The following is a 23,357-nucleotide window of genomic DNA, read 5'->3' as shown; positions in this document are numbered from 1 at the left end:
AAACGAAAGGAGATCATGATGGCAGACGGCGTCGTGGAGCGCTCTCGCCCCCGGGATCGGATCCTGGTGACGGCGCAGGACATGTTCCACAAGCACGGCATCAAGGGTGTTGGCGTCGACGCCATCACCGAGGCCGCCGGCACCAACAAGATGACGCTCTACCGTCACTTCGAATCCAAGGACGACCTGATCATCGAATGCCTGCGCGCCACCGCGGCGAAGGCTGCCGCGATATGGGACGCATTCGAGGCCGAGCACCCGGGCGACAAGCTGGCGCAACTGCACGCCTGGGTCCGCAAGGTCTCCGAGATGCTCACTGCCGACAGCCGCGGCTGCGACATGGCCAATGCCGCCGTCGAGCTCAGCGAGACCGATCATCCGGCCAGGCGCGTCATCAAGGAGCTGAAGGAAGCCCAGCGCGAACGCCTGGTCAGCCTTTGCCGCGATGCCGGCGTCGGCCAGGCGGAGCTTCTTGCCGATACGCTGTCGCTGCTGCTCGAAGGCGCGCGCGTCTCGATGCAGAGCGTCGGCGCCGAGGGTCCGAGCGCGCAGTTCGTGCGCATGGCGGAAGGGCTGATCGCGTCCTTCAGGGCGCGCTGACAGCGGCGCCCGTCTCCAGACCGCAACGGCCGGAACAAAAAAAGCCCGCTGCCGGGAGGAGGAGGCAGCGGGCTCGATTTCGAATGCGGCACGGGAGGAGGTGTACCGCATTCACCGTCGGCATCACATCTGGGAGGAGGAGACGGCCGACACCCGGATATCTACTGATTGCTTAACGATTCGGCAACCATGAAACTTGCATAGCTGATGTGCAGAATTGCCGCACCGTTTGCCAATCATCCGACAAATCTGGATAAAGCAGCCTTGTTGCGGCTCGCTAACCTATTGAACCGGAATGTTTTCTTTGAAATCAGCCGCGGCCTAGTTTGGGCGAGATGAGGGTAGTCGAGCGAGGCTCAGCCGCGCGAACCGTTCTGCCTGAGTTCCGCGCGCCGGCCGCGCCAGATCCTGCCCAGCCAGTCGACCAGTACGACGAAGCCGCCCAAGCGTTTGGCGACGTTGCGCGCGGAGATCAGCGGCGAATCGGACATGTCGGCGGCCCCCCGACCGCGCCGCGATCTTGGAACGGATCGCGCCGGCAGTCACCGGGCCTCAACATAAAATTGTGTTGATGAAGGCCGGTTCTTGCAGGGTTGTCAGATTAGGCCGGCCCTGGCGAGGTCGCGCATCAGATGGCTGGCGCCATAGGTCCAGTGCGGGCAATCCGGTGACAGGCGCACGCGGTTGACCAGCGCGCCGAGCTTCTCCGACGAGATGGTGACGATGTCGCCGACCTTGTGGGTGAAGCCCTTGCCCTTCTCGCCGCGATCCTTCGACGGTACGAACATGGTGCCGAGATAGAGCGCCAGCCCGTCCGGATACTGGTGATGCGGCCCCATCGCTGCCTTGACCAGCTCCTCCGGCGAGCGGCTGATCTCGGCCATCGAGCTTGCGCCCTCCAGAGCGAACCCGTCCTCGCCCTCGACGCTGAGGCGCACCGTGGCGCGCTTCACGTCGGCGATGGAAAAGGTCTCGTCGAACAGCCGGATGAAGGGACCGAGCGCTGCGGACGCGTTGTTGTCCTTGGCCTTGCCCAAGAGCAGCGCCGAGCGCCCCTCGACGTCGCGCAAATTGACGTCGTTGCCGAGCGTGGCGCCGACAATGCGGCCGGTGCTGTCGGCGATCATTGCGATCTCCGGCTCCGGATTGTTCCAGGTGGAGACGGGATGCAGGCCGACATCGGCGCCGAAGCCGACTGAGGCCATCGGCTGGCATTTGGTGAAGATTTCGGCGTCCGGACCAATGCCCACCTCCAGATATTGCGACCAGGCGCCGCGCGAAATCAGCTTGGCCTTGATCTCCATCGCTTCCGGCGAGCCGGGCTTCAGCTTCGACAGATCGTGGCCGATCAGGCCGGCAATGTCGGCGCGGATGGCATCGGCCTTCTCCGCCGAGCCGCGCGCTTGTTCTTCGATGACGCGCTCGAGCAGGCTGACGACGAAGGTGACGCCGGAAGCCTTCACCGCCTGCAGGTCGGCGGGGGAGAGCAGGAACGGCTTCTTCGCGTCGCGCTCTGCCTCGAAACTGTTGGTGGCGATGTCTTCAAGCGCGCCGATCAGCTTGCCCTTGGCGGAGCGGACATAGCCGGCCGGGTCGGGCAACTCGCAGAGGTCGCGCACGGTTGGAGCCGCGCTCGACGTGATGTCGAAGACCGTGCCGTCGCGCACCGCGACCACCTGCGGATGGGCCGCCTCGCTGGTCCTCGCTCGCCCGATGAAAATTCCGTCGGCGGGCAGGCGGGTCGGGTCGGTCATGGCATCGGTCCTTTCGTTTGCGGCGGGCACTTTCCCCGGATTTTGTCCAGACGTCCATCCCGCCGATGGGATCATTTGTGTGCCACTATCCGCAGCCACGGGCCGGCTGGCACAATCGAAGCGACTTTCAAATCCATGAAATCGGCAATACGATTTTCACGCGCCCATTGCATTTCCAGGTGTTCCTTGCCCAAGCCGTTTTCCGACCCGATCTGGCAGAGGCCCAAAACGGTGTCCGCGTTCCAGCCGCAACCGGCGGTCGGCGCAGTTGACGTCGTCGTCGTCGGCGGCGGGATCATGGGCCTCTCCACCGCGCTCCATGCCGCGCGGCAGGGCCTTGCCGTCCAGGTGCTGGACGCCGGAGCGATCGGCGTGGGTGCCTCGGGTCTCAATGGCGGTCAGGTCATCCCCGGACTGAAATACGATCCGGAATGGCTGGTCGAGCATTTCGGCAAGGAGCGTGGCGAGGCGCTGGTCAATTTTGCCGCCTCGACCGCGGATGCGGTGTTCGACCTGATCCGCGACGAGAAGCTGGCGGTGCCGTTCACCCGCAACGGCTGGATCCAGGCTGCGCACACCGAAACCGCTTTGACTGCGGCAGCAAACCGGGATCGCCAGTGGCGGGCGCGCGGCGCCGACGTCGAACTGCTAAGCCAGGCCGAGATCGCGGCCATGACCGGCGCCAAGGGCTATCTCGGCGGCTGGCTCGACCGCCGCGCCGGCGTCGTCGATCCGCTGGCCTATACGCTGGAGTTGGCGCGGGTCACCGCTGCCGCTGGCGCAGGGATCGCCGAAGGGCAGAAGGTGGTGAAGCTGCGCAAGGACACCGGTCTCTGGCGCGTCTTGACCGAGAGCGGCACGGAGGTGCGGGCGAAGGCGGTCGTGCTCGCCACCAACGCCTACACCGATGGCCTTCTGCCTGGCCTCGCGCGGACGATCGTGCCGCTGCACTCCTTCCAGATTGCCACTGCGCCGCTACCGGCCGATATCGGCGCCGGCATCCTGCCGGGCGGGCAGGCGGTGTCGGATTCGCGCCGCATCCTCGTCTACTACCGTAGAAGCGCGGACGACCGGCTTGTGCTGGGCGGGCGCGGCCGCATGGCGCTGCCCTCCAGCGCCGCGGACTGGGCGCATCTGGAACGCGCCCTGATCCGTCTCTATCCGGCGCTTGCCGGCATCGCGATCGAGAAACGCTGGTTCGGCCGGGTGGCGATGACGCCGGATCACCTGCCGCATATCCACGAGCCCGAAAAGGGCCTGCTTGCCGTTGCCGGCTGCCAGGGCAGGGGCGTCGGCCTGATGAGCGCGCTCGGCAAGCGCATGGCAGGCTACCTGGCGAGCGGCGACGCGCGGCAACTGCCGTTCCCGTTGTCGCCGATCCGGCCGATCCCGTTCCATGCCTTCCGGCAGGTCGGCGTTGCCGCGACGATCGCCTGGTACCGGATGCTCGACGCGTTGGAGCGCTGATTTCGCCGAGCACATTCCGTCATTCTCGCGATTCAGCTTGACAGTTTCACAAATCTGAAAAAATCTAAGTCGATTTCATAAATCCGACGGGCAGATCGATGTCGGCCATTGCAGCAAGTCAGCCATTGCCGGAAACCCGCACTTCGCCGGCGTTCCGCTTCGCCATGCTGCTGCCGGGCGGGCTGGTCACCTTCTTCCTGATCCTGTTCGCTCTCGGACTGGTGATCTTCCTTGCCTTCCGCGGCAATGACGGCTCGCTGCTCGGCGTTGGCCTGACCGCCGCGAACTTCGTCACCGTGGCCACCGATCCGCTCTACTGGACGGTGACGCTGCGCTCGCTGGTCATCGCCGGTCTGGTGACGCTGGCGACGGTGGTGACAGCCTATCCGGTCGCCTACTATCTCGCCTTCCATGCCGGGCGGCGCCGCGGCCTGCTGCTCTTCCTGGTCACGCTGCCATTCTGGACCAGCTATCTTTTGCGCGTCTTCGCCTGGAAGATCGTGCTTGCCTATAATGGCGTGCTCAACTCGGCCTTCATCGAAAGCGGCATCTGGTCGGAGCCGACGCTGGCCTTCCTCAACACGCCGGCGGCGGTCGTGGTCACGCTTGCCCACGCCTACGCGCCCTTTGCCATCCTGCCGATCTATGTCGCGCTGGACACGATCCCGAAATCGCTGCTCGAAGCCGCTTCCGATCTCGGCGCCCGTCCGTTCACGGCGTTCCGCCGCGTCGTGCTGCCGAATTCGATGCCGGGCGTGCTGGCGGCGGCCCTTGTCGTCTTCGTGCCGACGGTCGGCGACTACGTCACGCCGGCGATGGTCGGCGGCCCGGCCAGCACCATGATCGGCACGCTGATCCAGTCGCAGTTCGGCAAGGCCAATGACTGGCCGTTCGGCGCCGCACTTTCCGTCTGCGTCATGCTGGTCATCCTGTGCGTGGTGCTGGTCGCGCGCGGCGCCGACCGCAGATTTGGCAGCCGCACATGAGCGCGGCGCGCACCGACATCAACAAGGGCGGCCGCTGGCTCGGCCTCTATGTGCTTGGCTATCTGGTCTTCCTCTATCTGCCGGTGCTGCTGATCCCGCTGTTTTCCTTCAACAATTCCATCCAGGCTGCGTTTCCGCTGCAGGGCTTCACGCTTGAATGGTACGAGACGCTCTATGGCAATCCGGTGCTGTCGGGCGCGCTCGCCAACAGCCTCGTCATCGCCACGGTTGCAGCCACCGGCGCCACGCTCTGCGGCATCACCGTGTCCTATATGGATCTCTACGGCCGCTCGCCGCTCGCCGCCACGATCAGCGCCATCGCCCGGCTGCCGATCCTGATCCCCGGCGTCATCGTCGGCATATCGCTGCTGATCCTGGTCAATCTCATCGGCCTCGGCCCGTCGCGCGTTTCGATCGTGCTTGGGCACATCCTTGTCGCGCTGCCGACGACGGTGGTGGTGATGCGCAGCCGCTTCGCCGCTATTCCCAAAACCATCCGCGAGGCGGCGCTCGATCTCGGCGCCTCCGACTGGACGACGTTCCGGCGCGTCATGCTGCCGCTGAGTGCGCCGGCCGTGCTGTCGGCCTTCATGCTTGCCTTCCTCATCTCCTTCGACGAGTTCATCGTCGTCTTCTTCCTCGCCGGCACCGAGCCGACGCTGCCGCTCTACATCTGGAGCCAGCTGCGCTTCCCGCGCTCGCTGCCGACTGTCATGGCGCTGGGCACGGTGATCCTGGCCGTATCCTTCATCATCGCCGGCTCAGCCGAAATCCTGCGCCACCGCGGCCTTGGCGCTGCGCGTCGGCCAGCCGCCGCCAAACCTGCCTGAACCACAACAAAGAAAGAGAGGAGAACGAAAATGACATTCCAGCTGAAATCGATCACCGGACACAAGACCCGCGCCGGCCTTGCGGCCCTGGCGCTCGCGCTGTCGTCGACCGTCGCCTTTGCCGCCGACAAGCTGCAGTATTTCACCTGGTCGGGCTACGAACTGCCCGACTTCAACAAGAGCTTCCTCGCGGCCCATCCGGACGGCGTCGAGGCCTCGATCTTCGGCGACGACGACGACGCCTTCACCAAGGTCAAGGCCGGCTTCCGGCCGGACATCGCGCACCCCTGCTATGACAAGGTGGCGCGCTGGAACAAGGAAGGCCTGCTGCAGCCGATCGACACCAAGCGCATCAAGAACTGGGATTCGATCTTCCCGGTGTTCAAGAACCTGCCCGACATCCAGGCCGGCGACGGCAAGGTCTGGATGGTGCCGTGGGACTGGGGCAACACCTCGATCCTCTACCGCACCGATCTGGTGAAGAACCCCGAGGCGAGCTGGAACCTTCTGTGGGACAAGCAGTATGCCGGTCGCATGGCGACCATCGACGCCGTGCATGACACGCCGATCGTCGCCGCACTGCTCGCCGGCGTGAACCCCTTCGACATGACCCCGGAGCAGATGGACAAGGTGGCGGAGAAGCTGCGCGAGCAGCGGCCGCTGCTGTCCAGCTACACCACCGACATGACCTCGGTCGAACAGGCGCTGGCAAGCGGCCAGCTGGTCGCCGCCATGACCTGGAACGCGTCGGCCACCTCGCTGAAGAAGCAGGGCGTGCCGGTCGAGTTCATGAAGCCGAAGGAGGGCATGCTGACCTGGTCCTGCGGCTTCGTCATGCTGAAGGACGCCAAGAACGTCGATCTCGCCTATGACTTCATCAACAGCCGGCTCGACGCCGACTCCGGTAAGTATCTGATCCAGTCCTATGGCTACGGCAGTTCGCTGAGCACCGCTTTCGCCGGCGTGGCGAAGGACGAGCTGGAAAAGCTGCAACTGCCGTCGGATCCGGACGAGATGCTGAAGACCACCATCTTTACTGGGCCGATGAAGCAGAACGACGACGTCGCCAAGATGTTCGAGAAGGTGAAGGCCGGGGGTTGAGCGCCATTGCCAAAACCGGTGCTGCCCCTCACCTGCCTGCCGGCATCCTCTCCCCGTATAGTGACGGGGAGAGGGGCGCTGTCATCGCCGCTTTCGCAAATCGCCGCTGTTGCTGCAGGAAGAGGGGCGACGCTGCGTTCAGCCCCCTTCTCCCCGTCACTATACGGGGAGAAGTGCCCGGCAGGGCGATGAGGGGCGGCGCCAACGCCGGTAAGACCAGAACCGGCTCTATTGGCTGGCCAAAGTACTGCAACGAGGACGAACGCATGGACGTTTTTGACGAAGCCGCCGAAAGGTCGAAGGACGATGCCGATGTGCGCGTCGGCCGGCGCGTGCGGGCGCTGAGGCTGGAGCGCAAGCTGTCGCTGGCCGAGCTTGCGGCAAAGGCCGGCATTTCGATCGGCGCGCTCAGCCAGATCGAGCGAGGCATGTCCTCGCTGCGTGTCAAGGTGATCTGGCCGCTGGCCGCCGCGCTCGACATCGAACCGTCTGCGCTGATCGCCGACGGCAATGACGCCGTCAACGACCTCTATTGCGTGCGCGCCGACAAGCGGCGGCAGATACCGGTCAAGTCGGAAGGCATCGCCAAGGCATTGCTCTCGCCGCCAGCGGCCACGCTCACCGGCATGCTGGTTACGGTCGAGGCCGGCGGCGGCACGGCGGAAGCCTACGCCCATGCCGGCCACGAATTCGGCTTCGTGATGACGGGCGAGGTCGAACTGGTGGTCGATTCGACCACCTACGGATTGAAGGCCGGCGACAGCTTTGCCTTCAAGAGCACGCTTCTGCATGCCTTCCGCAACCCCGGCGCCGAGTGCTGCCAGATCCTCTGGGTCAACACGACAAAACCCTCCGAGGTGCGCGATGGCGCCTGATGCGACAGAGCAATTACAGGAAAAGCCCGACACGGTTTTCCGTCCGGAATTGCGAGATGCATTAGTTCGACTGCAGAAAGTCTCAAAGGTCTTTCCGGGTGGTGTGGTTGGTCTCGACGCCGTCGACCTGGATATCGCTCCGGGTGAGTTCCTCACTTTGTTAGGCCCGTCCGGTTGCGGCAAGACCACCAGCCTGCGCGTCATCGCCGGTTTCGAGAGCCCGACCAGCGGCAATGTTCTGCTCGAGGGCCGCGACATAACGGGCCTGCGGCCCTTCGATCGTCCGGTCAACACCGTGTTCCAGGACTATGCGCTGTTCCCGCACATGGATGTCGCCGAGAATGTCGGCTTCGGCCTGTCGCTGCGCAAGCTGTCAGGCGCCGAGCAGGCGAAACGCGTCGGCGCGGCGCTTGACATGGTCGGCCTCGCCGACAAGCTCGGCGCCCGCGTCCTGGAACTCTCGGGCGGCCAGCGCCAGCGTGTCGCGCTCGCCCGCGCCATCGTCTGCGAGCCGCGCGTGCTGCTGCTCGACGAGCCGCTGTCGGCGCTCGACGCACATCTGCGCGAGCAGATGCAGGTCGAGCTGAAGCGGCTGCAGTCGCGGCTCGGCACCACCTTCGTCATGGTCACCCACGACCAGACCGAAGCGCTGTCGATCTCCGATCGCATCGTCGTCATGAACAAGGGCCGCATCGAGCAGATCGCGCCGCCGGCGACCCTCTACGACCGCCCTGCGACGAAATTCGTCGCCTCTTTCATCGGCACCATGAACCTCCTGCCGTCGCGCTTCGTCGGCCGCGACGGCGAGCGCCTGCGCTTTGCCGCCGGCGAGCTGCCGCTGGAAGCTATATCCGAAACCGGCGAGATGCCGGCCGCCGGCGAGATGCGCACCATCGGCGTGCGTCCCGAGGACCTGTTGGCGACCACTGAAGCCGCCGACGGCACCGCGCCGGCACGGGTGAGCGGCGTTGTCTTTCACGGCCGCACGCTGCGCCTCCACGCCGAGCTGGGGCAGGGGATGCGGGTGGTGATCGATGCGCCGCGACGCGCCGACGGTTTTCAGTTCAGCGTCGGCGACGTGGCGCATATCAGCCTGCGCCGGGGCGCCAGCTGCCCTATGCTTTCCAATTGACCGCTTGCCTCAGGACGCCCTGGCGAAAAAACCCTGATAGTCGGATTTGGCCTGCAGCAGGCGCAGGATGTTCTCGCGTGAGCCTCGCACATGCGCGCGGGCGCGCTCGCCGGCAAGCGCCACATCACCGGCGCAGATCGCGTCGACGATGCCGGTGTGCTCCTCGCGGGTGAGCTTCCACTCGTCCAGCCACAGAAGCTCCGTCCAGACATATTGCTGGCACTTGTCGAGTATGCCGCAGAGCATGCCGGAGAGCATCTCGTTGCCGCCGATTTCGGCGATCACGCGATGCAGGTCGATACCGACCTGCAGTTCCTCGAACTGCTCCCTGGTGCTGCGGTCGGGGATCGCGGCCAGACGCTCGCACTCGGCAAGAACTGCGCGCAGCCGCGTCCTGTCGGCGGCGGTGGCGTTGGCCGCCGCCAGCTCGGTCGCGCGCCCGTCGAGCAGCTCGCGGATGTCGAAGGCCTCGCGGAACATGGTGAGATTGAACTCGGCGACCAGATAGCCCTGGCGCGGACGGCCGATGACCAGGCCGTCGCGCTCCAGCCGGTTGAAGGCCTCGCGCACCGGTGTGCGGCTGACCTTCAGGCGCTCGGCCATGTCGGCTTCCGTGACACGCGAGCCGGGCGGAATCTGGCCGGTGATGATCAGCGCCTTCAGCTTCTCGAACACCGAATCGCGCAGCGTGTTCTTTCTCTCCTTGCTCAAGCGTCCCGCCTCCAACGGTCTGTCATGGATTCGCAGTCTAGAGCCTTTTGGCGCTTGCTTGAAACAGGACCGTTTCGAGCAGGGTAGCGCTCCGGCCTTGGCCTCAATCTTTCGTCGCCAAAAACGCATGGCGCGTGTTGACATCGGCCTCCGACGAATTACACTCAAAATTGTATACAAATTCGCATACCAAATCAACGATAATGGGAACACCGGTTGGAGAAGCGAAAATGACGAAGCTGCTTTGCATCAAAAGTCTTGCGGTCGCGGGGCTGCTGGCCTCGGTCGCCGTCCCGGCATCGGCCGCCGACACCATCACCGCCGCCTCCTGGGGCGGCACCTATCAGGAGGCGGAGACCAAGGCCTTCTTCGATCCGACGGCCAAGGAACTCGGCATCACCATCAAGCAGGACACCACCAATGGCCTCGACGACGTGCGCCTGCAGGTCACCGGCAATGCCGTCAAATGGGACATCACCGAGCTCGGCGCCGACGAATGCGCGCGCGGCTCCAAGGAAGGCCTGTTCGAGAAGCTCGACTACAGCGTCATCGACAAGAGCGGCATCAATCCCAAGCTCGTCCATGACGACTGGGTCGGCATCTCCTACACCTCCGTGGTGCTGATCTACCGGACCGACGTTTTCGGCGACAAGGGGCCGAAGACCTGGGCCGATTTCTGGGATGTCGAGAAATTCCCCGGCCGCCGCGCGCTCTCCGGCAGCCAGGCGACGGAAACGCTGAGTGTCGCCGCGCTCGCCAAGGGCATTCCGATCGACAAGGTCTATCCGGTCGACATCGACGGCGCGCTGCAATCCGTCGACAAGGTCAAGGGCCATATCGACGCCTGGTGGACCTCGGGCGCCCAGGCCATGCAGCTCGTCAAGGACGGCGAGGTCGACATGGCGAGCATCTGGAACGGCCGCGCCGGCACCTTGCGCAAGGAAGGCGCGCCGGTCAGCTTCTCCTTCGACCAAGGCGTTCTCACCGCCGACTGCATGGTCATCCCCAAAGGCTCGAAGAACAAGGACCTCGCCATGAAGGCGCTGGCCAAGTTCGTCAGCCCCGACCTTCAGGCCAATTTGCCGCTCTATGTCGACAACGGCCCGGCCAACGAAAAGGCCTTCGAGACCGGCAAGATCCCGCCGGAGCGGATCAAGGACATCAATTCCGCGCCGGACAACGTCAAGAAGCAAGTGCTGCAGGATCCCGAATTCTGGCGCGACACCCTCGTCGAGGCGACCGAGAAGTTCAACAACCTGATCCAGCAATAGACAGGGTGGCACCGGTCGGGGCAGCGTCCAGGCGCTGCCCCAGCTCCGTCCCGCCATGAATGATCCGGAGTCCAGGGAGATGCTTTTGTCCATCGCGCCGACCGCGCTTCCCATCGGCATCAGCGGCATCGAAAAGAGGTTCGGCGGCGTCTCGGTGCTGCGCGATCTTTCGCTCGATGTCGCGGCGGGTGAATTCCTGACGCTGCTTGGCCCGTCGGGCTCGGGAAAGACGACGCTGCTGATGATCCTGGCGGGCTTCGTCAGGGCGAATGCCGGCAGCATCAAGGTCGGCGGCGAGGAGATCATCGCCATGCCGCCGCACCGGCGCAACATCGGCATGGTGTTCCAGAACTATGCGCTGTTCCCGCATATGAATGTCTTCCACAACATCGCCTTTCCGTTGAAGCAGCGCCGCGTCTCGACGGCGGAGACGGCCGAGCGCGTCGAAAAGGCGCTGGACCTCGTGCAGTTGAAAGGGCTCGGCGAGCGCCGCGTCGACCAGCTTTCCGGCGGCCAGCGGCAGCGCGTGGCGCTGGCCCGCGCCATCGTCTTCGAGCCGCGCATCGTGCTGATGGACGAGCCGCTTTCGGCCCTGGACAAGAGCCTGCGCGAGCACATGCAGATCGAATTGCGCAATCTGCATCGCCGGCTGGGCATGACGACTGTCTACGTCACCCACGACCAGCGCGAGGCGATCACCATGTCGGATCGCATCGCCGTCATGAACGCCGGCTGCATCGAGCAGATCGACAGGCCGGAAGTGCTCTACGCCGCGCCCAAGACGCGCTTCGTCGCCGGCTTCATCGGCGATTCCAACTTCATCCCGGTCGAAAGCCGCAACGGCAGCGTCTGGTATGAGGACAGGAAGATCCGCATGACCTCTGCGGCGCCGGCCGCCGGCTGCCATCTGATGGTGGTGCGGCCGGAAAAGCTGCGCCTCGTCGCCGACGCTCAGCCGGCGGGCAGCGTCAACGTGATCCCGGCGACGGTCGGCGACGTCATCTACCAGGGCGACAGTTTCGCCTGCTATGCCACCCTGCGCGACGGGCGCCAGGTGACGCTGCGCGACTATTGCCGCTCCGACGTGCTGGCCAGGCTGCCAAGGCCCGGCGAGCCGGTCAATCTCGGTATTGATGCCGAGGATGTGGTGCTGGTGGCGGCGGACTGATGAGCATGCAATCCGCGATACTGCCCCATGCTGGCGCCCCGACGCTCAACGCCGATGCGTTGCATGCCGATGCGCGCCGCGAATCCTTCGGGCTGCTGGCGCTGCTGTCGCCCGGCCTGCTGCTCGTCTTCGCCGTCATCATCGTGCCGATCGGCTGGCTGTTCTGGCTGTCGCTGTTCGACGAGACCGGCTCGCTGAGCGCTTCGAACTACGCGCGCTTCTTCCAGCAGCCCTCCTACATCAAGACCTTCCTCACCACCTTCAAGGTTGCCTTCGCCGTCACCGGCGCCTGCGTCGTGCTCGGCTATCCGCTGGCCTACATGCTGTCGCAACTGCCGCGCCGCGCGGCCTCGATCTGCCTGATCCTGGTCATCCTGCCGTTCTGGACCTCGGTGCTGGTGCGCACCTATGCCTGGCTGGTCATCCTGCAGCGCAAGGGGTTGATCAACAGCTGGCTGATCGATCTCGGCGTCATTAGCCAGCCGCTGCCGCTCGCCAACAATTTCGCCGGCGTCATCATCGGCATGACCCACATCATGCTGCCGTTCCTGGTGCTGCCGCTCTACGCCTCGATGAAGACGATCGACATCGATTGCCTGCGCGCCGGCATGAATCTCGGCGCCAGCCCGGCCGCCACCTTCCGGCAGATATTCTTCCCGCTGTCGCTGCCCGGCCTCGCCTCCGGCGTGGTCATCGTCTTCGTGCTCTGCCTCGGATTTTTCGTCACGCCGGCATTGATGGGCGGCGGCAAGGTCATCATGTGGGCGATGCGCATCGAGCAGACCACCAGCCTCTATTCCAACTGGGGCGCGGGGGCCGCGCTCGGCGTCGTGCTGCTTGCCGTCACGCTCGCCCTGCTCGGCCTGTTCCAATGGCTGCTCGGCGCGCGCGCCACCGGCGTCTGGAGCTCGCGATGAGCATGGAAAATGCCCTGCCCATATCGCACCGGCAACGGCTCTGGCTCTATGCGCTCGGAGCGCTGGTCCTGCTGTTCCTGATCGCGCCGTCGGTCATCATCGTCATCATGTCCTTTTCCGGCTCGACGCTGCTGCAGTTCCCGCCCGAGCAATGGTCGCTGCGCTGGTACGAGAGCTATTTCGGTTCGGTCGAATGGCGCGATGCCACCATCGTCTCGGTGAAGGTCGCTGTAATGACGATGATCGTGGCGACGCCGCTCGGCACCGCTGCCGCCTATGCCATCAATGCCGGCACGCTTCGGCTGACCGGTGCCATCAATGCGCTGCTCACCGCCTCGCTGATCATCCCGGTCATCCTGATCGGCATCGGCACATTCTTCCTCTACGCCCGCATCGGCCTCAACAACACGCTGACCGGCCTCGTCATCGCTCATACCGTGCAGGCCCTGCCGCTGGTGGTGCTGACCGTTGTTTCCGGCCTGCGGTCCTACGACATGAACCAGGAGAAGGTGGCGCGCAGCCTCGGCGCCAACCGCTTCTCCGCCTTCCTTCAGGTGACGATGCCGCAGATCCGCTTCTCGATCGTGTCGGGCGCGCTGTTTGCCTTCATCACCTCCTTCGACGAGGTGGTGGTTTCGCTGTTCATCTCCGGCGGCGAAACCACGACGCTGACGCGCCGCATGTTCAATGCGCTACGCGACCAGATCGATCCGACCATTGCCGCCATTTCGACTTGCCTGATCGTGCTATCGATCGTCTTGTTGTCCGCCGCTCAGCTTTTCGGCCGCGGACGTTGAATGCAGGGATACCGTAACAGCATGCGTGATTTCCAGTTTCCCGGCCGCTCGCCGGTCCGCGCCACCGAAGCCATGGCCGCGACCTCGCATCCGCTCTCGACCCTCGCCGCGATCGAGATGCTGCGCTCCGGCGGCAATGCGATGGACGCCGCCGTCTGCGCCGCCGCCGTGCAGGCGGTGGTCGAGCCGCAGTCGACCGGCATCGGTGGCGATTGTTTCGTGCTTTATTGCCCTAAGGGCGAGGGGAATGTGCTCGCCTTCAACGGCTCGGGCAGGGCGCCGGCGGCGGCGACCGTCGACTGGTATCTGGAGAAGGGCTTCAGCGAATTGCCGAAGCAGGGCCCGCATGCGGTCACCATTCCGGGGGCCGTCGACGCCTGGTGCAGGCTGCTGGAGGATCATGGCCGAAAGGGCATCGCCGACGCGCTGGCGCCGGCGATCCACTATGCCGAAAACGGCTATGTCGTGCACGACCGCGTCGCCTTCGACTGGAAAGATCCCGAGACCGATCTGTCGGCCGACGAGGTCGCGGCGCGCATCTTCCTGCCCGGCGGCAAACCACCCAGGGCCGGCGACGTCCATCGCCAGCCGGAGCTCGCCGAAACGCTGCGCATCATCGCCAGGAAAGGCCGTGCCGGCTTCTACGAGGGTGCGGTGGCCGAGGACATCGTCGGTCGCTTGCGCCAGCTCGGCGGGCTGCACACGCTCGACGATTTCGCTTCGACCAAGGGCGACTACAAGGCCCCGGTCGGCATCTCCTACAAGGGCTACGGCATCCATCAGATGCCGCCGAACAATCAGGGCCTGACCGCGCTTTTGATGTTGAACGTGCTCTCCGGTTTTGAGCTTGGCGGGCTCGACCCCAATGGCGCCGAGCGCCTGCATCTGGAGATCGAGGCCGGGCGGCTCGCCTACCGCGACCGCGATACATTTCTCGGCGACCAGGATCATGTCGCCGTCCCGGTGAAAGAGCTTTTGTCCGCCGTCTATGCCGACCGGCTGCGCGCCGCCATCGATCGCGAACGCGCCATGACCGATTTGCCGCGCCTCGATCTGCCGGGCAGCGACACGGTCTACATCTCCGTCGTCGACCGTGACTTGAACGCGGTCAGCTTCATCAACTCGACCTACTATTCCTTCGGCAGCGGCGTCGTCGGCCCGAAGACCGGCGTCGTGCTGCAGAACAGAGGCACCAGCTTCCGGCTCGATCCGAAACATCCGAACGCGATAGCCCCCGGCAAGCGGCCGATGCACACCATCATGCCGGGCATGATGACGAAGGACGGCCGCGCGGTGATGCCGTTCGGCGTCATGGGCGGCGGCTACCAGCCTTTCGGCCATGTCCATCTTTTGACCAATATGATCGACTTCGGCATGGACCCGCAGCAGGCACTGGACGCGCCGCGCGTCTTCTACAATCACGACGTCGTCGAGGCGGAGCGAAACGTCCGCCCCGACACAGTTGAAGGCCTTCGCCGGCGCGGCCATCAGGTGGTGGAGCCGGATCACCCGCTGGGCGGCGGGCAGGCCGTGCTGATCGACTGGGAGAAGGGAACGCTGACCGGCGCTTCCGATCCGCGCAAGGATGGAATGGCGCTCGGATACTGATGCCGGCGGCTTCACGATTGTGTGCTGCCGCTCGGCTGGATTTTTGCAGGCTGGAAAGATAGTCGGTGACCATGACCAATACCGCTGACACTGTGGACCTTGCGCACCGCCTCGCCCCCGGCGCCGCTGACGCGCCGGCTGTTTCGGCCCCTGACAGGCCAACGCTCACCCATGGCGGGCTGCGCCGGCTGATCCGCGAGACGGTCGCGAAGCTGAATGCGCTCGGCCTCGGCCGTGGCGACCGCGTGGCCATCGTGCTGCCGAACGGACCGGAGATGGCGGCCGCCTTCCTCGCCGTAGCGGCGGCGGCCTCGACTGCTCCGCTCAATCCGGCCTACCGGGCCGACGAGCTCGATTTCTATCTCTCGGACATCGGCGCCAGGGCGATTCTGGTTGCCAGGGATGAGCACGGGCCGGCGGTCGAAGTCGCCGAGCGTCTCGGCATCCGCGTGCTGCGGTTGCTGCCGCCGGATGACGCGCCCGCCGGCAGCTTCGCCATCGAAGGCGATCCGGTCGGCCCGCCCGTCGCGTCGGGATTGGCAGCGGACGGCGACATCGCGCTGCTTCTCCACACTTCCGGCACCACCTCGCGCCCGAAGCTGGTGCCATTAAGCCATGCCAATCTTGCCGCCTCGGCCGCGCATATCGGCGCGACGCTCGGCCTGACCTCGGCCGATCGCTGCCTCAACATCATGCCGCTCTTCCACATTCACGGGCTGATCGCGGCTGTGCTGTCCTCGCTCGCCGCCGGTGGCAGCGTCTTCTGCACGCCGGGCTTCAATGCGCTACGCTTCTTCCACTGGCTGGGCGAGGCAAAGCCGAGCTGGTACACGGCGGTGCCGACCATGCATCAGGCGATCCTGCCGCGCGCCGCGCGCAATGCGGAAGCGCTTGCGGCGGCACCGCTGCGCTTCATCCGCTCGTCCTCCGCGTCCTTGCCGGCGCAGGTGATGGCCGAGCTGGAGGCGACCTTCGGCTGCCCGGTGATCGAATCCTACGGCATGACCGAGGCCGCGCATCAGATGGCGTCCAACCGCCTGCCGCCAGGCCAGCGCAAGCCGGGCAGCGTCGGCGCCGCGGCCGGACCGGACGTAGCTGTCATGGCGCCGGACGGACGGCTGCTTGACGCCGGCGAGACCGGCGAGATCGTCATTAGCGGCCCCAACGTCACCGCAGGCTACGAGAAGAATCCCGACGCCAACGCCAGCGCCTTCGCCCACGGCTGGTTCCATACCGGCGACCAGGGCGTGCTCGACGAGGATGGCTATCTGCGCGTCACCGGCCGGCTGAAGGAGATCATCAATCGCGGCGGCGAGAAGATCTCGCCGCTTGAGGTCGACGGCGTGCTGATGGACCATCCGGCGGTGGCGCAGGTCGTCACCTTCGCCATGCCGCACGACAAGCTCGGCGAAGAGGTCGCGGCCGCAGTCGTGCTGCGCGAAGGCCAGAGCGCCAGCGAGTCCGACATACGCGGCTTTGCGTCGACTCGGCTCGCCGATTTCAAGGTGCCGCGCAAGGTGCTGATCCTGGACGAGATCCCGAAGGGCGCGACGGGAAAATTGCAGCGCATCGGTCTCGCGGCAAAACTCGGGCTCGGCTGATGCGCGTCACCGTTTTCGGCGCCGGCGCCATCGGCGGCTATCTCGCCGCCAAGCTGGCAGCCGCTGGCACGGTCGATCTGTCGGTCGTGGCGCGCGGCGCGCATCTCGAGGCGATCAAGGCCGATGGCCTCAGGCTGATCGAGGGCGAGAGCGAGATTGCCGCGCCAGTGAGGGCGGCCGCCCGCGCGGAAGAGCTCGGCGTGCAGGACTATGTCGTGCTGGCGCTGAAGGCCCATTCGCTGGCGCCGGCGCTCGACCAGATCGCACCGCTGCTTGGACCGGAGACAGCGGTCGTCACCATGCAGAACGGCGTGCCCTGGTGGTACTTCTACAAGGCCGGCGGCGCGCTCGAAGGCACGCGCATCCAGGCGGTCGATCCCGGCGGCACGATCTGGCAGCGCATCGGCCCGCAGCGCGTCATCGGCTCCGTCGTCTATCCCGCCGCGGAGGTCGATGCCCCCGGCCTGATCCGCCATGTCGAGGGTACGCGGTTCTCGCTTGGCGAGCCGTCCGGCGAAAAGAGCGAGCGCGTAACCGCGCTGGCGCGCGAGATGGTCAAAGCCGGACTGCAGGCGCCGGTGCGCGAGGACATCCGCTCGGAGATCTGGATAAAACTCTGGGGCAATCTGTCCTTCAATCCGATCTCGGCGCTGACCGGTAGCACGCTCGCGGCCATCGTCGCCGACGAGGGAACGCGAACGCTTGCCCGCGCCATGATGCTGGAGGCGCAAGCGATCGGCGAAAGCCTCGGCGTCCGCTTTCCGATCCCCGTCGACAAGCGCATCAAGGGCGCCGGCGACGTCGGCGAGCACAAGACTTCGATGCTGCAGGATCTGGAGCGCGGCCGCCCCATGGAGATCGACGCGCTGGTGAGCGCGGTGCAGGAACTCGGCCGCCTGACCGGCAAGCCGACGCCGGCCATCGACAGCGTGCTGGCGCTGGTGCGGCGGCTGGCCATCGAGCGCGGCTGTTATGCCCCGTTGTAAGGACGACGCATTGGTCGCCATGCGAGCATTTCAAATCGCTGCAAGCTGGACCTGTCTCTCCTGACACGAATTGTCACCTGTGGGACAGGCCGGCGGTAGCAGCCGAGCAGTCGACCCCCTACCTGCGACTGGTCTGAACAGGAGGAAGTCATGACCACTGCTGAAATTGCCAAGGATTTCACGGAACTCCTCAAGCAGGGCGACAGCCACAGCGCTGCCGCGAGATACAATGCCGACGACATCGTCAGCTATGAGGCCATGGAAGGGCCGATGGCTGTTTGCAGCGGCAAGGAAGCCGTCAAGCAGAAGGGCGAGTGGTGGGAGGCGAACCATGAGGTTCACGGCGGCTCGGTCGACGGCCCCTATGTCAATGGCGACCAGTTCGCGCTGCGCTTCAAGTTCGACATAACGCCCAAATCCACCGGCGAGCGCGTCACCATGGATGAGGTTGGCCTCTATACGGTCAAGAACGGCAAGATCAGCGAAGAGCGTTTTTATTATTGAAGCGTGAAATTCCAGCAGCCTCCAGGGCTCGCATCGCGCACGGTTAAAGTCAGGCATGGCGGCTGGGATGACATGCTGGCCGCCATGTGATGTCTCAAATCGTCCTCGCATGGTCCGCATCGGCAACCGTGCCCCAGCCGTCAAGGAAGCTCGGCCTAAGTCGCTGGCAAAGCGGGCAGGGCGGGCCTAGCTTGTCGTCAGATTCGCGAACCCATCTGCCCGAGGTCTGTTTTGACGATCACCATGTACGGCATCACCAACTGCGACACGATCAAGAAGGCGCGCGTCTGGTTGGAGAGCCGCGACGTCGCCTACCGCTTCCACGACTACCGGGCCGAGGGCATCGAGGCGGAGAGGCTGAACGGCTGGGTCGGAAAGGTCGGCTGGGAAAAACTGCTCAACAAGGGGAGCACGACTTTTCGCGAACTGCCCGACGAGGAGAAGGGTACGCTCGACGAGAAGAAGGCGAAGAAGCTGATGCTGGCCAAGCCGACGATGATCAAGCGACCGGTGCTGGAGGTGGGCGACCGCATCCTGGTTGGGTTCAAGCCGGAGGTCTATGAGGAGGCGGTTGGCGGGAAGTAGGCTCGACTGCTTACGCTGCGTTCCTTCGCCCCCCTCTCTGTCCTGCCGGACATTTCCCCCTCAAGGGAGGAGATTGGCAGCTTTGGCACGTCGCTCATTCCTGCGACGTTGGCGATTTGGCGAAAGCCGGCGCGACAGCTGATCTCCCCCCTTGAGGGGGAGATGGCCGGCAGGCCAGAGAGGGGGGCGAAGGAACTCGACGTCTCAGCATTCATGCTTGGGCTCGCAAATACTCCGCCAGCGCCACCGCATTGTTGTGCGCCTCATCATGTGCGCCATAGAGCAGCGTCACCTTGCCTTTGCCGAGCAATGCGTGCAGCTGGGCCACCGCCTCGCCATTCCCATCCAGTTCCGCCGAATACCGCTTCCGAAACTCCGCCCAGCGTTCCGGCTGGTGCCCGAACCATTTGCGCAGTTCGTCGCTCGGCGCGATCTCCTTCAGCCATAGCGTCAGCGCGGCATCCTTCTTGGCGATGCCGCGCGGCCAGATGCGGTCGACCAGCACCCGCTGGCCGTCCGCTTTCGCCGGCGCCTCATAGACGCGCGTTACGGCAATATCGAAGGCCATCATACCTCCGGGTTCGGAAACCTCAGGCCCACTCGCCCTTACGCATCACCGGCACGCGGCTGCCGTCCTTGCCGAGGCCGTCAATGTCGATCTTGTCCGAGCCGATCATCCAGTCGATGTGAATAAAACTCTTGTTGCCGCCGCGCGCGGCGATCTCGTCCTGGCTGAGCGAGGCGCCGTCGACGAAGCACTTCGAATAGCACTGGCCGAGCGCGATGTGGCAGGCGGCGTTCTCGTCGAACAGCGTGTTGAAGAACAAGAGCCCGCTCTTCGAGATCGGCGAGGAATGCGGTACCAGCGCCACCTCGCCGAGGCGGCGCGCGCCTTCGTCGGTGTCGAGCACCTTTTTCAGCACGTCCTCGCCCTTGGAAGCCTTGGCCTCGACGATCCGGCCTTCCTCGAAGCGCACCGAGATCTCGTCGATCAGCGTGCCCTGGTAGGAGAGCGGCTTGGTCGAGGAGACGTGGCCGGAGACCCGCCTTGCATGCGGCGTGGTGAACACCTCCTCGGTCGGGATGTTCGGGTTGCAGGTGACGCCGTTCTTGGCCGTCGAGGCGCCGCCCATCCATTCATGGCCTTCGGCCAGCCCGACGGTCAGGTCGGTGCCCGGCCCGGTGAAATGCAGCGCATGGAAATTGTGCTCGTTCAACCATTTCGTGCGCTCGGCCAACGCGGCGTTGTGCGCCTTCCAATTGCCGATCGGATCCTCGACGTCGACGCGCGAGGCCGAGAAGATCGCATCGGCGAGCTTGGCCACCGCGACGTCGTCGGCATCGCCGGGGAACACCTGCTTGGCCCAGGCAAGGTCGGGATAGGCGACGATGTTCCAGTTGATGTCGAAGCCGGTGATCTTCTCCAGCGCCGGCTGGTAGGCCATCGAGTTCGCCTTGTTGGCGCGCGCCACCTTGGCCGGATCCTGCGCCGACAGGAGCGAGGGGTCCTCGCCGCGCACGGCAAGCCGCGCCGCATTGTTGGAGAAGGCCTTCGCCATGCCTTCATAGAGCCAGCCGGCGGCACGGTCGAAGCCGGCGTCCGCGCCGTAGCGGAAGCGCGCCAGGGTGATCTCGTCATCATTGAAGATCGGCGTCACCAGCCCCGCGCCGGCCTTGTAGGCGTGCTCGACGATGCGCCGCGTCAAGGGCAGGGCCGCGATCGACGACGTCACCACAAGGTCTTGTCCCGGCTGCAACTGCAGCCCGACCTTGATGGCGACTTCGGCCAGCCTGTCGAGCTTCACCGGGTCGATGGTTGCTGCAACGCTGCGCGAATGTGTGGTCATGATCCTGCCTGCCGTGATTGTGGGGTCTGGCCCATACATAGACCGGCAGGGCTAGCCTTTCCACAAGGATCGACTGGCTCAGGCGGCGCTGTCCAGCGACCGGAACTGCGCCATGGTCGCCGCGATTTCCTCGCGTATCCAAGCTTTGAAGTCGCGCACCTTGCGACTCTCGCTTTTTGTCGCCGAGGTCACCATCCAGTAGCCAAGCCCGCTCTCGGCGCGCACGCCGAACGGCGCGACCAGCCGGCCATCTGCCAGCGCGTCGGCGGTCAGCAACTGCCAGGCAAGCATGACGCCATGGCCGGCGATCGCCGATTCCAGGCACAGCATTGGATCGGTGAAGCGTGCCCCCTTGAGAAAGGTGACCGGCTCGACGCCGGCCGCCGCGAACCAGCTGTCCCAGCTGATCATCGACCGCTCGTCGGTGATGGCGCAGGTTTGCGCCAGGTCTTCGATGGCGCGCAGCTTGGCTGCGATCGACGGAGCGCAGACCGGGAACACCTCCTGCGCCAGAAGCAGTTCTGCTTGCACGCCTGGCCATTTGCCGACGCCCATCCGGATTCCGATATCGATGTCAGAATGATCGAGATCGGCGACCCGACCCGAGGCGTCGATGCGCAAGAGCACGTTCGGATGCCGGGCGAAATGCCGCGACAGCCTCGGCAGCAGCCATTTCGACGCGAAGGCCGGGGCCACCGAAACCACCAGCGTGCATTGGCTGGCCTCGTCGGCCAGCGCCACCGCCTGCGCCAGTTCGCGGAAGCCGGCGCCAAGCCTTGCCGTGAACACCGCGCCGAACTCCGTCGGAACAAGGCCGCCCGGCGTGCGTTCGAACAGCGCCTGGCCGAGCTGCTTTTCCGTGCGCTTGATCTGCTGGCTGACGGCGCTGGCCGAGACGTTGAGCTCGCCTGCCGCCGCCGCAAGCGAGCCCAGCCGGGCGACGGTTTCCACGGCACGCAGGCCGTTCAGATGGACGCGGTTCAGCATGGTCATGTAGATTTTCTAAAACGGCAATCGGGAAATCTCAATTGAAACCCGGCACGAAAAGGCTGATTTTTGGGGCTGAAGCCCGACCATTGGAGGCAATTCGATGAAGATTTTATCATTGCTCAAGGTCTTTTCCGCCGATGACGCACGGCGAAACCGCCATGATGGCGAGATTACCCGCTGGATCGTCGACCCGTTGTCGCATCCTGTATTCGACACCATGTCGGAGCGCGAACTGGGCGATGTCCCCTTCCGGCTGACGGCCCGGCGCACAGATCACGAGACGGCGCGCCCAGGCTGTCGGTAAGACAATCGAACTGTTTCCGGCTGGCGGGCACGCGCCCATCGGCATTCCGAACTGGCCCAACACAAGCGCATTGTCTTGCTGCTCGGCACACTTATTGTGCGCCGCGATGAAAACCGCCTCGCCATCGCCCTTGCGGCTTGCCTTGGCCGGCATGCTCGCCATGGCTGTCGCCATGGGCATCGGCCGTTTCGTCTACACGCCGATCCTGCCCGGCATGATGGAGGAACTGCATCTGTCGCCGGCCGATGCCGGCTGGATCGCCTCCGCCAACTATCTCGGCTATCTCGTCGGCGCCTTCGCCGCCGCCGGCGGCTGGGCGCATGGGCGCGAGCGCATCCTGATGTTTGCCGGCCTCGCCGCCAGCGCCTTGCTCGCCGCCCTGATGGGCCTCGGCGACACGATCGCGGTCTTTCTCGCCATCCGCTTTCTTGCCGGTCTCGCCAGCGCCTTCGTCATGGTCTTCATGGCCTCGATCGTCTTCAGCCATCTTGCCGTGGCCGGCCGTAGTGATCTGCAGGCGCTGCATTTCGGCGGCGTCGGGCTCGGCATCGCAGCTTCCTCGGCATTGATGTCAATTCTCGTCACCGGCCATGCCGGCTGGCCGGCGGGCTGGCTGTGGGCGGCGGCGATCTCCGCTTTGGGTCTCGTCGCGGTCGCCCTGCTTGCCGGCACCACATCGACCATCAACGGCGCCGAAGGCCGCGAGCCCGCACTGCCGAAGCACCGGTCGCTGCTCAAGATGATTGTCGCCTACGGCCTGTTCGGCTTCGGCTATGTGGTGACCGCGACCTTCCTCGTCGCCATCGTGCGCCAGGGCGGCGGCGGGCGCGTGTTCGAGGCCATGGTCTGGATGGTCACCGGCCTTGCCGGTGTTCCGTCCGTCTGGCTGTGGCAGAAGGTCGCCGAAAGGTTCGGTCTCTACCCAGCCTACGTACTCGCTTGCCTGATCGAGGTGGTCGGCGTCGCGGCAAGCGTCGTTGTCGGCGGCTATGTCGGGCCTCTGCTGGCCGGCGTTCTGCTGGGCGGCACGTTCATCGCCATCACCGCGCTCGGCCTGCAGGCGGCAAGGCAGCTTGCACCGCAAGCGCCGCGCCGCATCTTTGCGCTGATGACCGCCGCCTTCGGCCTTGGCCAGATCATCGGCCCGATCGCCGCCGGACTGCTCGCGCAAGCCTCCGGCAACTATGTCTCGGCCTCGATCATGGCGGCGGTCGTCCTGCTCGTCTCCGCCGTCGTCGCCTGGTCGGCTGCGCCAAAATCGCCATGATTTGTGGTCTTGCTCGGTGCCGGGCATTGGGCACGGGCATTTTCTTTCCACCTAAT

Annotated in this window: 25 protein-coding genes; 17 read left to right on the top strand and 8 right to left on the bottom strand. The window is 65.2% G+C overall.

Annotated features, from left to right (window positions below; all coding sequences use genetic code 11):
* Window positions 1-18 precede the first annotated feature (18 nt).
* Window positions 19-600 carry a TetR/AcrR family transcriptional regulator gene (locus tag PU724_RS07405; protein ID WP_354421090.1) on the top strand — a complete coding sequence of 194 codons (582 nt, stop codon included), beginning with the start codon at window positions 19-21 and terminating at the stop codon, window positions 598-600.
* 356 nt (window positions 601-956) lie between these two features.
* Here the strand turns inward: PU724_RS07405 and PU724_RS07400 are convergent, their stop codons facing one another.
* From PU724_RS07400 to PU724_RS07390, 3 genes are all read right to left on the bottom strand, one after another.
* The gene (locus PU724_RS07400; protein ID WP_354421088.1) at window positions 957-1,091 is read right to left on the bottom strand and encodes a hypothetical protein; all 135 of its coding nucleotides are present in this window, start codon (window positions 1,089-1,091) and stop codon (window positions 957-959) included.
* A gap of 105 nt (window positions 1,092-1,196) precedes the next feature.
* A complete protein-coding gene (locus PU724_RS07395) occupies window positions 1,197-2,354 on the bottom strand; it encodes a fumarylacetoacetate hydrolase family protein (RefSeq protein ID WP_354421086.1) in 1,158 nt (385 codons plus the stop codon).
* A gap of 71 nt (window positions 2,355-2,425) precedes the next feature.
* Window positions 2,426-2,653, bottom strand: coding sequence for a hypothetical protein (locus PU724_RS07390; RefSeq protein ID WP_354421085.1), 228 nt, complete (start codon window positions 2,651-2,653; stop codon window positions 2,426-2,428).
* Between PU724_RS07390 and PU724_RS07385 the strand changes: the two genes are divergently transcribed.
* The 6 genes from PU724_RS07385 to PU724_RS07360 all read left to right on the top strand — a co-directional run bounded on the left by PU724_RS07385 (window position 2,541) and on the right by PU724_RS07360 (window position 8,745).
* On the top strand, window positions 2,541-3,821 hold the full coding sequence (locus tag PU724_RS07385) for an NAD(P)/FAD-dependent oxidoreductase (protein ID WP_435528288.1): 1,281 nt from the start codon (window positions 2,541-2,543) through the stop codon (window positions 3,819-3,821). The two genes, PU724_RS07390 and PU724_RS07385, sit on opposite strands and share 113 nt — an antisense overlap.
* A 98-nt stretch (window positions 3,822-3,919) precedes the next feature.
* The gene (locus tag PU724_RS07380) at window positions 3,920-4,807 is read left to right on the top strand and encodes an ABC transporter permease (protein WP_354421081.1); all 888 of its coding nucleotides are present in this window, start codon (window positions 3,920-3,922) and stop codon (window positions 4,805-4,807) included.
* The gene (locus tag PU724_RS07375) at window positions 4,804-5,637 is read left to right on the top strand and encodes an ABC transporter permease (RefSeq protein WP_292170326.1); all 834 of its coding nucleotides are present in this window, start codon (window positions 4,804-4,806) and stop codon (window positions 5,635-5,637) included. The genes PU724_RS07380 and PU724_RS07375 overlap by 4 nt, the downstream gene beginning before the upstream one ends.
* Window positions 5,638-5,667: 30 nt before the next feature.
* A complete protein-coding gene (locus PU724_RS07370; RefSeq protein ID WP_354421079.1) occupies window positions 5,668-6,738 on the top strand; it encodes an ABC transporter substrate-binding protein in 1,071 nt (356 codons plus the stop codon).
* Between the two features lie 266 nt (window positions 6,739-7,004).
* Window positions 7,005-7,613 (top strand): cupin domain-containing protein, encoded by a 609-nt coding sequence (locus PU724_RS07365; RefSeq protein ID WP_127311581.1) that lies wholly within the window; start codon window positions 7,005-7,007, stop codon window positions 7,611-7,613.
* A gap of 103 nt (window positions 7,614-7,716) precedes the next feature.
* Complete coding sequence (locus PU724_RS07360; protein WP_426213066.1) at window positions 7,717-8,745, top strand: ABC transporter ATP-binding protein; 1,029 nt, start codon at window positions 7,717-7,719, stop codon at window positions 8,743-8,745.
* A 9-nt stretch (window positions 8,746-8,754) separates the two neighbouring features.
* On the opposite strand, the gene PU724_RS07355 is transcribed toward PU724_RS07360, so the two are convergent.
* Window positions 8,755-9,456 carry a GntR family transcriptional regulator gene (locus PU724_RS07355; protein WP_320320796.1) on the bottom strand — a complete coding sequence of 234 codons (702 nt, stop codon included), beginning with the start codon at window positions 9,454-9,456 and terminating at the stop codon, window positions 8,755-8,757.
* A 230-nt stretch (window positions 9,457-9,686) separates the two neighbouring features.
* Between PU724_RS07355 and PU724_RS07350 the strand changes: the two genes are divergently transcribed.
* The 9 genes from PU724_RS07350 to PU724_RS07310 all read left to right on the top strand — a co-directional run bounded on the left by PU724_RS07350 (window position 9,687) and on the right by PU724_RS07310 (window position 18,893).
* Complete coding sequence (locus tag PU724_RS07350; protein ID WP_127311577.1) at window positions 9,687-10,727, top strand: ABC transporter substrate-binding protein; 1,041 nt, start codon at window positions 9,687-9,689, stop codon at window positions 10,725-10,727.
* A gap of 85 nt (window positions 10,728-10,812) precedes the next feature.
* On the top strand, window positions 10,813-11,895 hold the full coding sequence (locus tag PU724_RS07345; protein WP_320320820.1) for an ABC transporter ATP-binding protein: 1,083 nt from the start codon (window positions 10,813-10,815) through the stop codon (window positions 11,893-11,895).
* Window positions 11,895-12,812, top strand: coding sequence for an ABC transporter permease (locus PU724_RS07340; RefSeq protein WP_354421074.1), 918 nt, complete (start codon window positions 11,895-11,897; stop codon window positions 12,810-12,812). The genes PU724_RS07345 and PU724_RS07340 overlap by 1 nt, the downstream gene beginning before the upstream one ends.
* Complete coding sequence (locus tag PU724_RS07335; RefSeq protein ID WP_127393102.1) at window positions 12,809-13,609, top strand: ABC transporter permease; 801 nt, start codon at window positions 12,809-12,811, stop codon at window positions 13,607-13,609. Before PU724_RS07340 ends, PU724_RS07335 begins: the two co-directional genes overlap by 4 nt.
* Window positions 13,610-13,630: 21 nt before the next feature.
* Complete coding sequence (ggt, locus tag PU724_RS07330; protein ID WP_354421072.1) at window positions 13,631-15,217, top strand: gamma-glutamyltransferase; 1,587 nt, start codon at window positions 13,631-13,633, stop codon at window positions 15,215-15,217.
* Window positions 15,218-15,288: 71 nt separating this feature from the next.
* The gene (locus tag PU724_RS07325) at window positions 15,289-16,818 is read left to right on the top strand and encodes an acyl--CoA ligase (RefSeq protein ID WP_128275605.1); all 1,530 of its coding nucleotides are present in this window, start codon (window positions 15,289-15,291) and stop codon (window positions 16,816-16,818) included.
* Entirely contained in the window at window positions 16,818-17,804 is a 987-nt protein-coding gene (locus tag PU724_RS07320) for a 2-dehydropantoate 2-reductase (RefSeq protein WP_292102290.1), read from the top strand. The genes PU724_RS07325 and PU724_RS07320 overlap by 1 nt, the downstream gene beginning before the upstream one ends.
* A 150-nt stretch (window positions 17,805-17,954) precedes the next feature.
* A complete protein-coding gene (locus PU724_RS07315; protein ID WP_127393099.1) occupies window positions 17,955-18,308 on the top strand; it encodes a nuclear transport factor 2 family protein in 354 nt (117 codons plus the stop codon).
* 231 nt (window positions 18,309-18,539) lie between these two features.
* Window positions 18,540-18,893 (top strand): ArsC family reductase, encoded by a 354-nt coding sequence (locus PU724_RS07310; protein WP_128274685.1) that lies wholly within the window; start codon window positions 18,540-18,542, stop codon window positions 18,891-18,893.
* Between the two features lie 211 nt (window positions 18,894-19,104).
* Here PU724_RS07310 and PU724_RS07305 read toward each other — a convergent pair whose 3' ends face one another.
* The 4 genes from PU724_RS07305 to PU724_RS07290 form a co-directional block, all read right to left on the bottom strand.
* A complete protein-coding gene (locus PU724_RS07305) occupies window positions 19,105-19,461 on the bottom strand; it encodes a DUF488 domain-containing protein (protein WP_128274687.1) in 357 nt (118 codons plus the stop codon).
* A gap of 22 nt (window positions 19,462-19,483) precedes the next feature.
* Entirely contained in the window at window positions 19,484-20,740 is a 1,257-nt protein-coding gene (locus tag PU724_RS07300) for an aminopeptidase (RefSeq protein ID WP_128274688.1), read from the bottom strand.
* 78 nt (window positions 20,741-20,818) lie between these two features.
* Entirely contained in the window at window positions 20,819-21,733 is a 915-nt protein-coding gene (locus PU724_RS07295; protein WP_354421068.1) for a LysR substrate-binding domain-containing protein, read from the bottom strand.
* Between the two features lie 109 nt (window positions 21,734-21,842).
* On the bottom strand, window positions 21,843-22,208 hold the full coding sequence (locus tag PU724_RS07290) for a hypothetical protein (protein WP_426213084.1): 366 nt from the start codon (window positions 22,206-22,208) through the stop codon (window positions 21,843-21,845).
* On the opposite strand from PU724_RS07290, the gene PU724_RS07285 reads away from it, so the two are divergent.
* Entirely contained in the window at window positions 22,186-23,301 is a 1,116-nt protein-coding gene (locus PU724_RS07285; RefSeq protein WP_426213079.1) for a YbfB/YjiJ family MFS transporter, read from the top strand. The two genes, PU724_RS07290 and PU724_RS07285, sit on opposite strands and share 23 nt — an antisense overlap.
* The last annotated feature ends 56 nt before the right edge of the window (window positions 23,302-23,357 follow it).

Origin of the sequence: Mesorhizobium abyssinicae (genome assembly GCF_049887195.1) — a bacterium.
Taxonomy (GTDB): domain Bacteria; phylum Pseudomonadota; class Alphaproteobacteria; order Rhizobiales; family Rhizobiaceae; genus Mesorhizobium; species Mesorhizobium abyssinicae.
Note: the sequence above shows the minus strand (reverse complement) of the source record. Positions and strands in the feature narration are given on the sequence as shown.

What these genes read in the sequence shown, in the direction of transcription:
- PU724_RS07350 (WP_127311577.1), top strand. Translation starts at nt 9,687, where the DNA reads ATGACGAAGCTGCTTTGCATCAAAAGTCTTGCGGTCGCGGGGCTGCTG.
- PU724_RS07325 (WP_128275605.1), top strand. Translation starts at nt 15,289, where the DNA reads ATGACCAATACCGCTGACACTGTGGACCTTGCGCACCGCCTCGCCCCC.
- PU724_RS07305 (WP_128274687.1), bottom strand. Translation starts at nt 19,461, where the DNA reads ATGGCCTTCGATATTGCCGTAACGCGCGTCTATGAGGCGCCGGCGAAA.
- PU724_RS07400 (WP_354421088.1), bottom strand. Translation starts at nt 1,091, where the DNA reads ATGTCCGATTCGCCGCTGATCTCCGCGCGCAACGTCGCCAAACGCTTG.
- PU724_RS07295 (WP_354421068.1), bottom strand. Translation starts at nt 21,733, where the DNA reads ATGACCATGCTGAACCGCGTCCATCTGAACGGCCTGCGTGCCGTGGAA.
- PU724_RS07320 (WP_292102290.1), top strand. Translation starts at nt 16,818, where the DNA reads ATGCGCGTCACCGTTTTCGGCGCCGGCGCCATCGGCGGCTATCTCGCC.
- PU724_RS07405 (WP_354421090.1), top strand. Translation starts at nt 19, where the DNA reads ATGGCAGACGGCGTCGTGGAGCGCTCTCGCCCCCGGGATCGGATCCTG.
- ggt (WP_354421072.1), top strand. Translation starts at nt 13,631, where the DNA reads ATGCGTGATTTCCAGTTTCCCGGCCGCTCGCCGGTCCGCGCCACCGAA.
- PU724_RS07335 (WP_127393102.1), top strand. Translation starts at nt 12,809, where the DNA reads ATGAGCATGGAAAATGCCCTGCCCATATCGCACCGGCAACGGCTCTGG.
- PU724_RS07390 (WP_354421085.1), bottom strand. Translation starts at nt 2,653, where the DNA reads ATGATCCCGCCGCCGACGACGACGACGTCAACTGCGCCGACCGCCGGT.
- PU724_RS07380 (WP_354421081.1), top strand. Translation starts at nt 3,920, where the DNA reads ATGTCGGCCATTGCAGCAAGTCAGCCATTGCCGGAAACCCGCACTTCG.
- PU724_RS07365 (WP_127311581.1), top strand. Translation starts at nt 7,005, where the DNA reads ATGGACGTTTTTGACGAAGCCGCCGAAAGGTCGAAGGACGATGCCGAT.
- PU724_RS07290 (WP_426213084.1), bottom strand. Translation starts at nt 22,208, where the DNA reads ATGGCGACAGCCATGGCGAGCATGCCGGCCAAGGCAAGCCGCAAGGGC.
- PU724_RS07340 (WP_354421074.1), top strand. Translation starts at nt 11,895, where the DNA reads ATGAGCATGCAATCCGCGATACTGCCCCATGCTGGCGCCCCGACGCTC.
- PU724_RS07370 (WP_354421079.1), top strand. Translation starts at nt 5,668, where the DNA reads ATGACATTCCAGCTGAAATCGATCACCGGACACAAGACCCGCGCCGGC.
- PU724_RS07315 (WP_127393099.1), top strand. Translation starts at nt 17,955, where the DNA reads ATGACCACTGCTGAAATTGCCAAGGATTTCACGGAACTCCTCAAGCAG.
- PU724_RS07395 (WP_354421086.1), bottom strand. Translation starts at nt 2,354, where the DNA reads ATGACCGACCCGACCCGCCTGCCCGCCGACGGAATTTTCATCGGGCGA.
- PU724_RS07285 (WP_426213079.1), top strand. Translation starts at nt 22,186, where the DNA reads ATGCTCGCCATGGCTGTCGCCATGGGCATCGGCCGTTTCGTCTACACG.
- PU724_RS07375 (WP_292170326.1), top strand. Translation starts at nt 4,804, where the DNA reads ATGAGCGCGGCGCGCACCGACATCAACAAGGGCGGCCGCTGGCTCGGC.
- PU724_RS07300 (WP_128274688.1), bottom strand. Translation starts at nt 20,740, where the DNA reads ATGACCACACATTCGCGCAGCGTTGCAGCAACCATCGACCCGGTGAAG.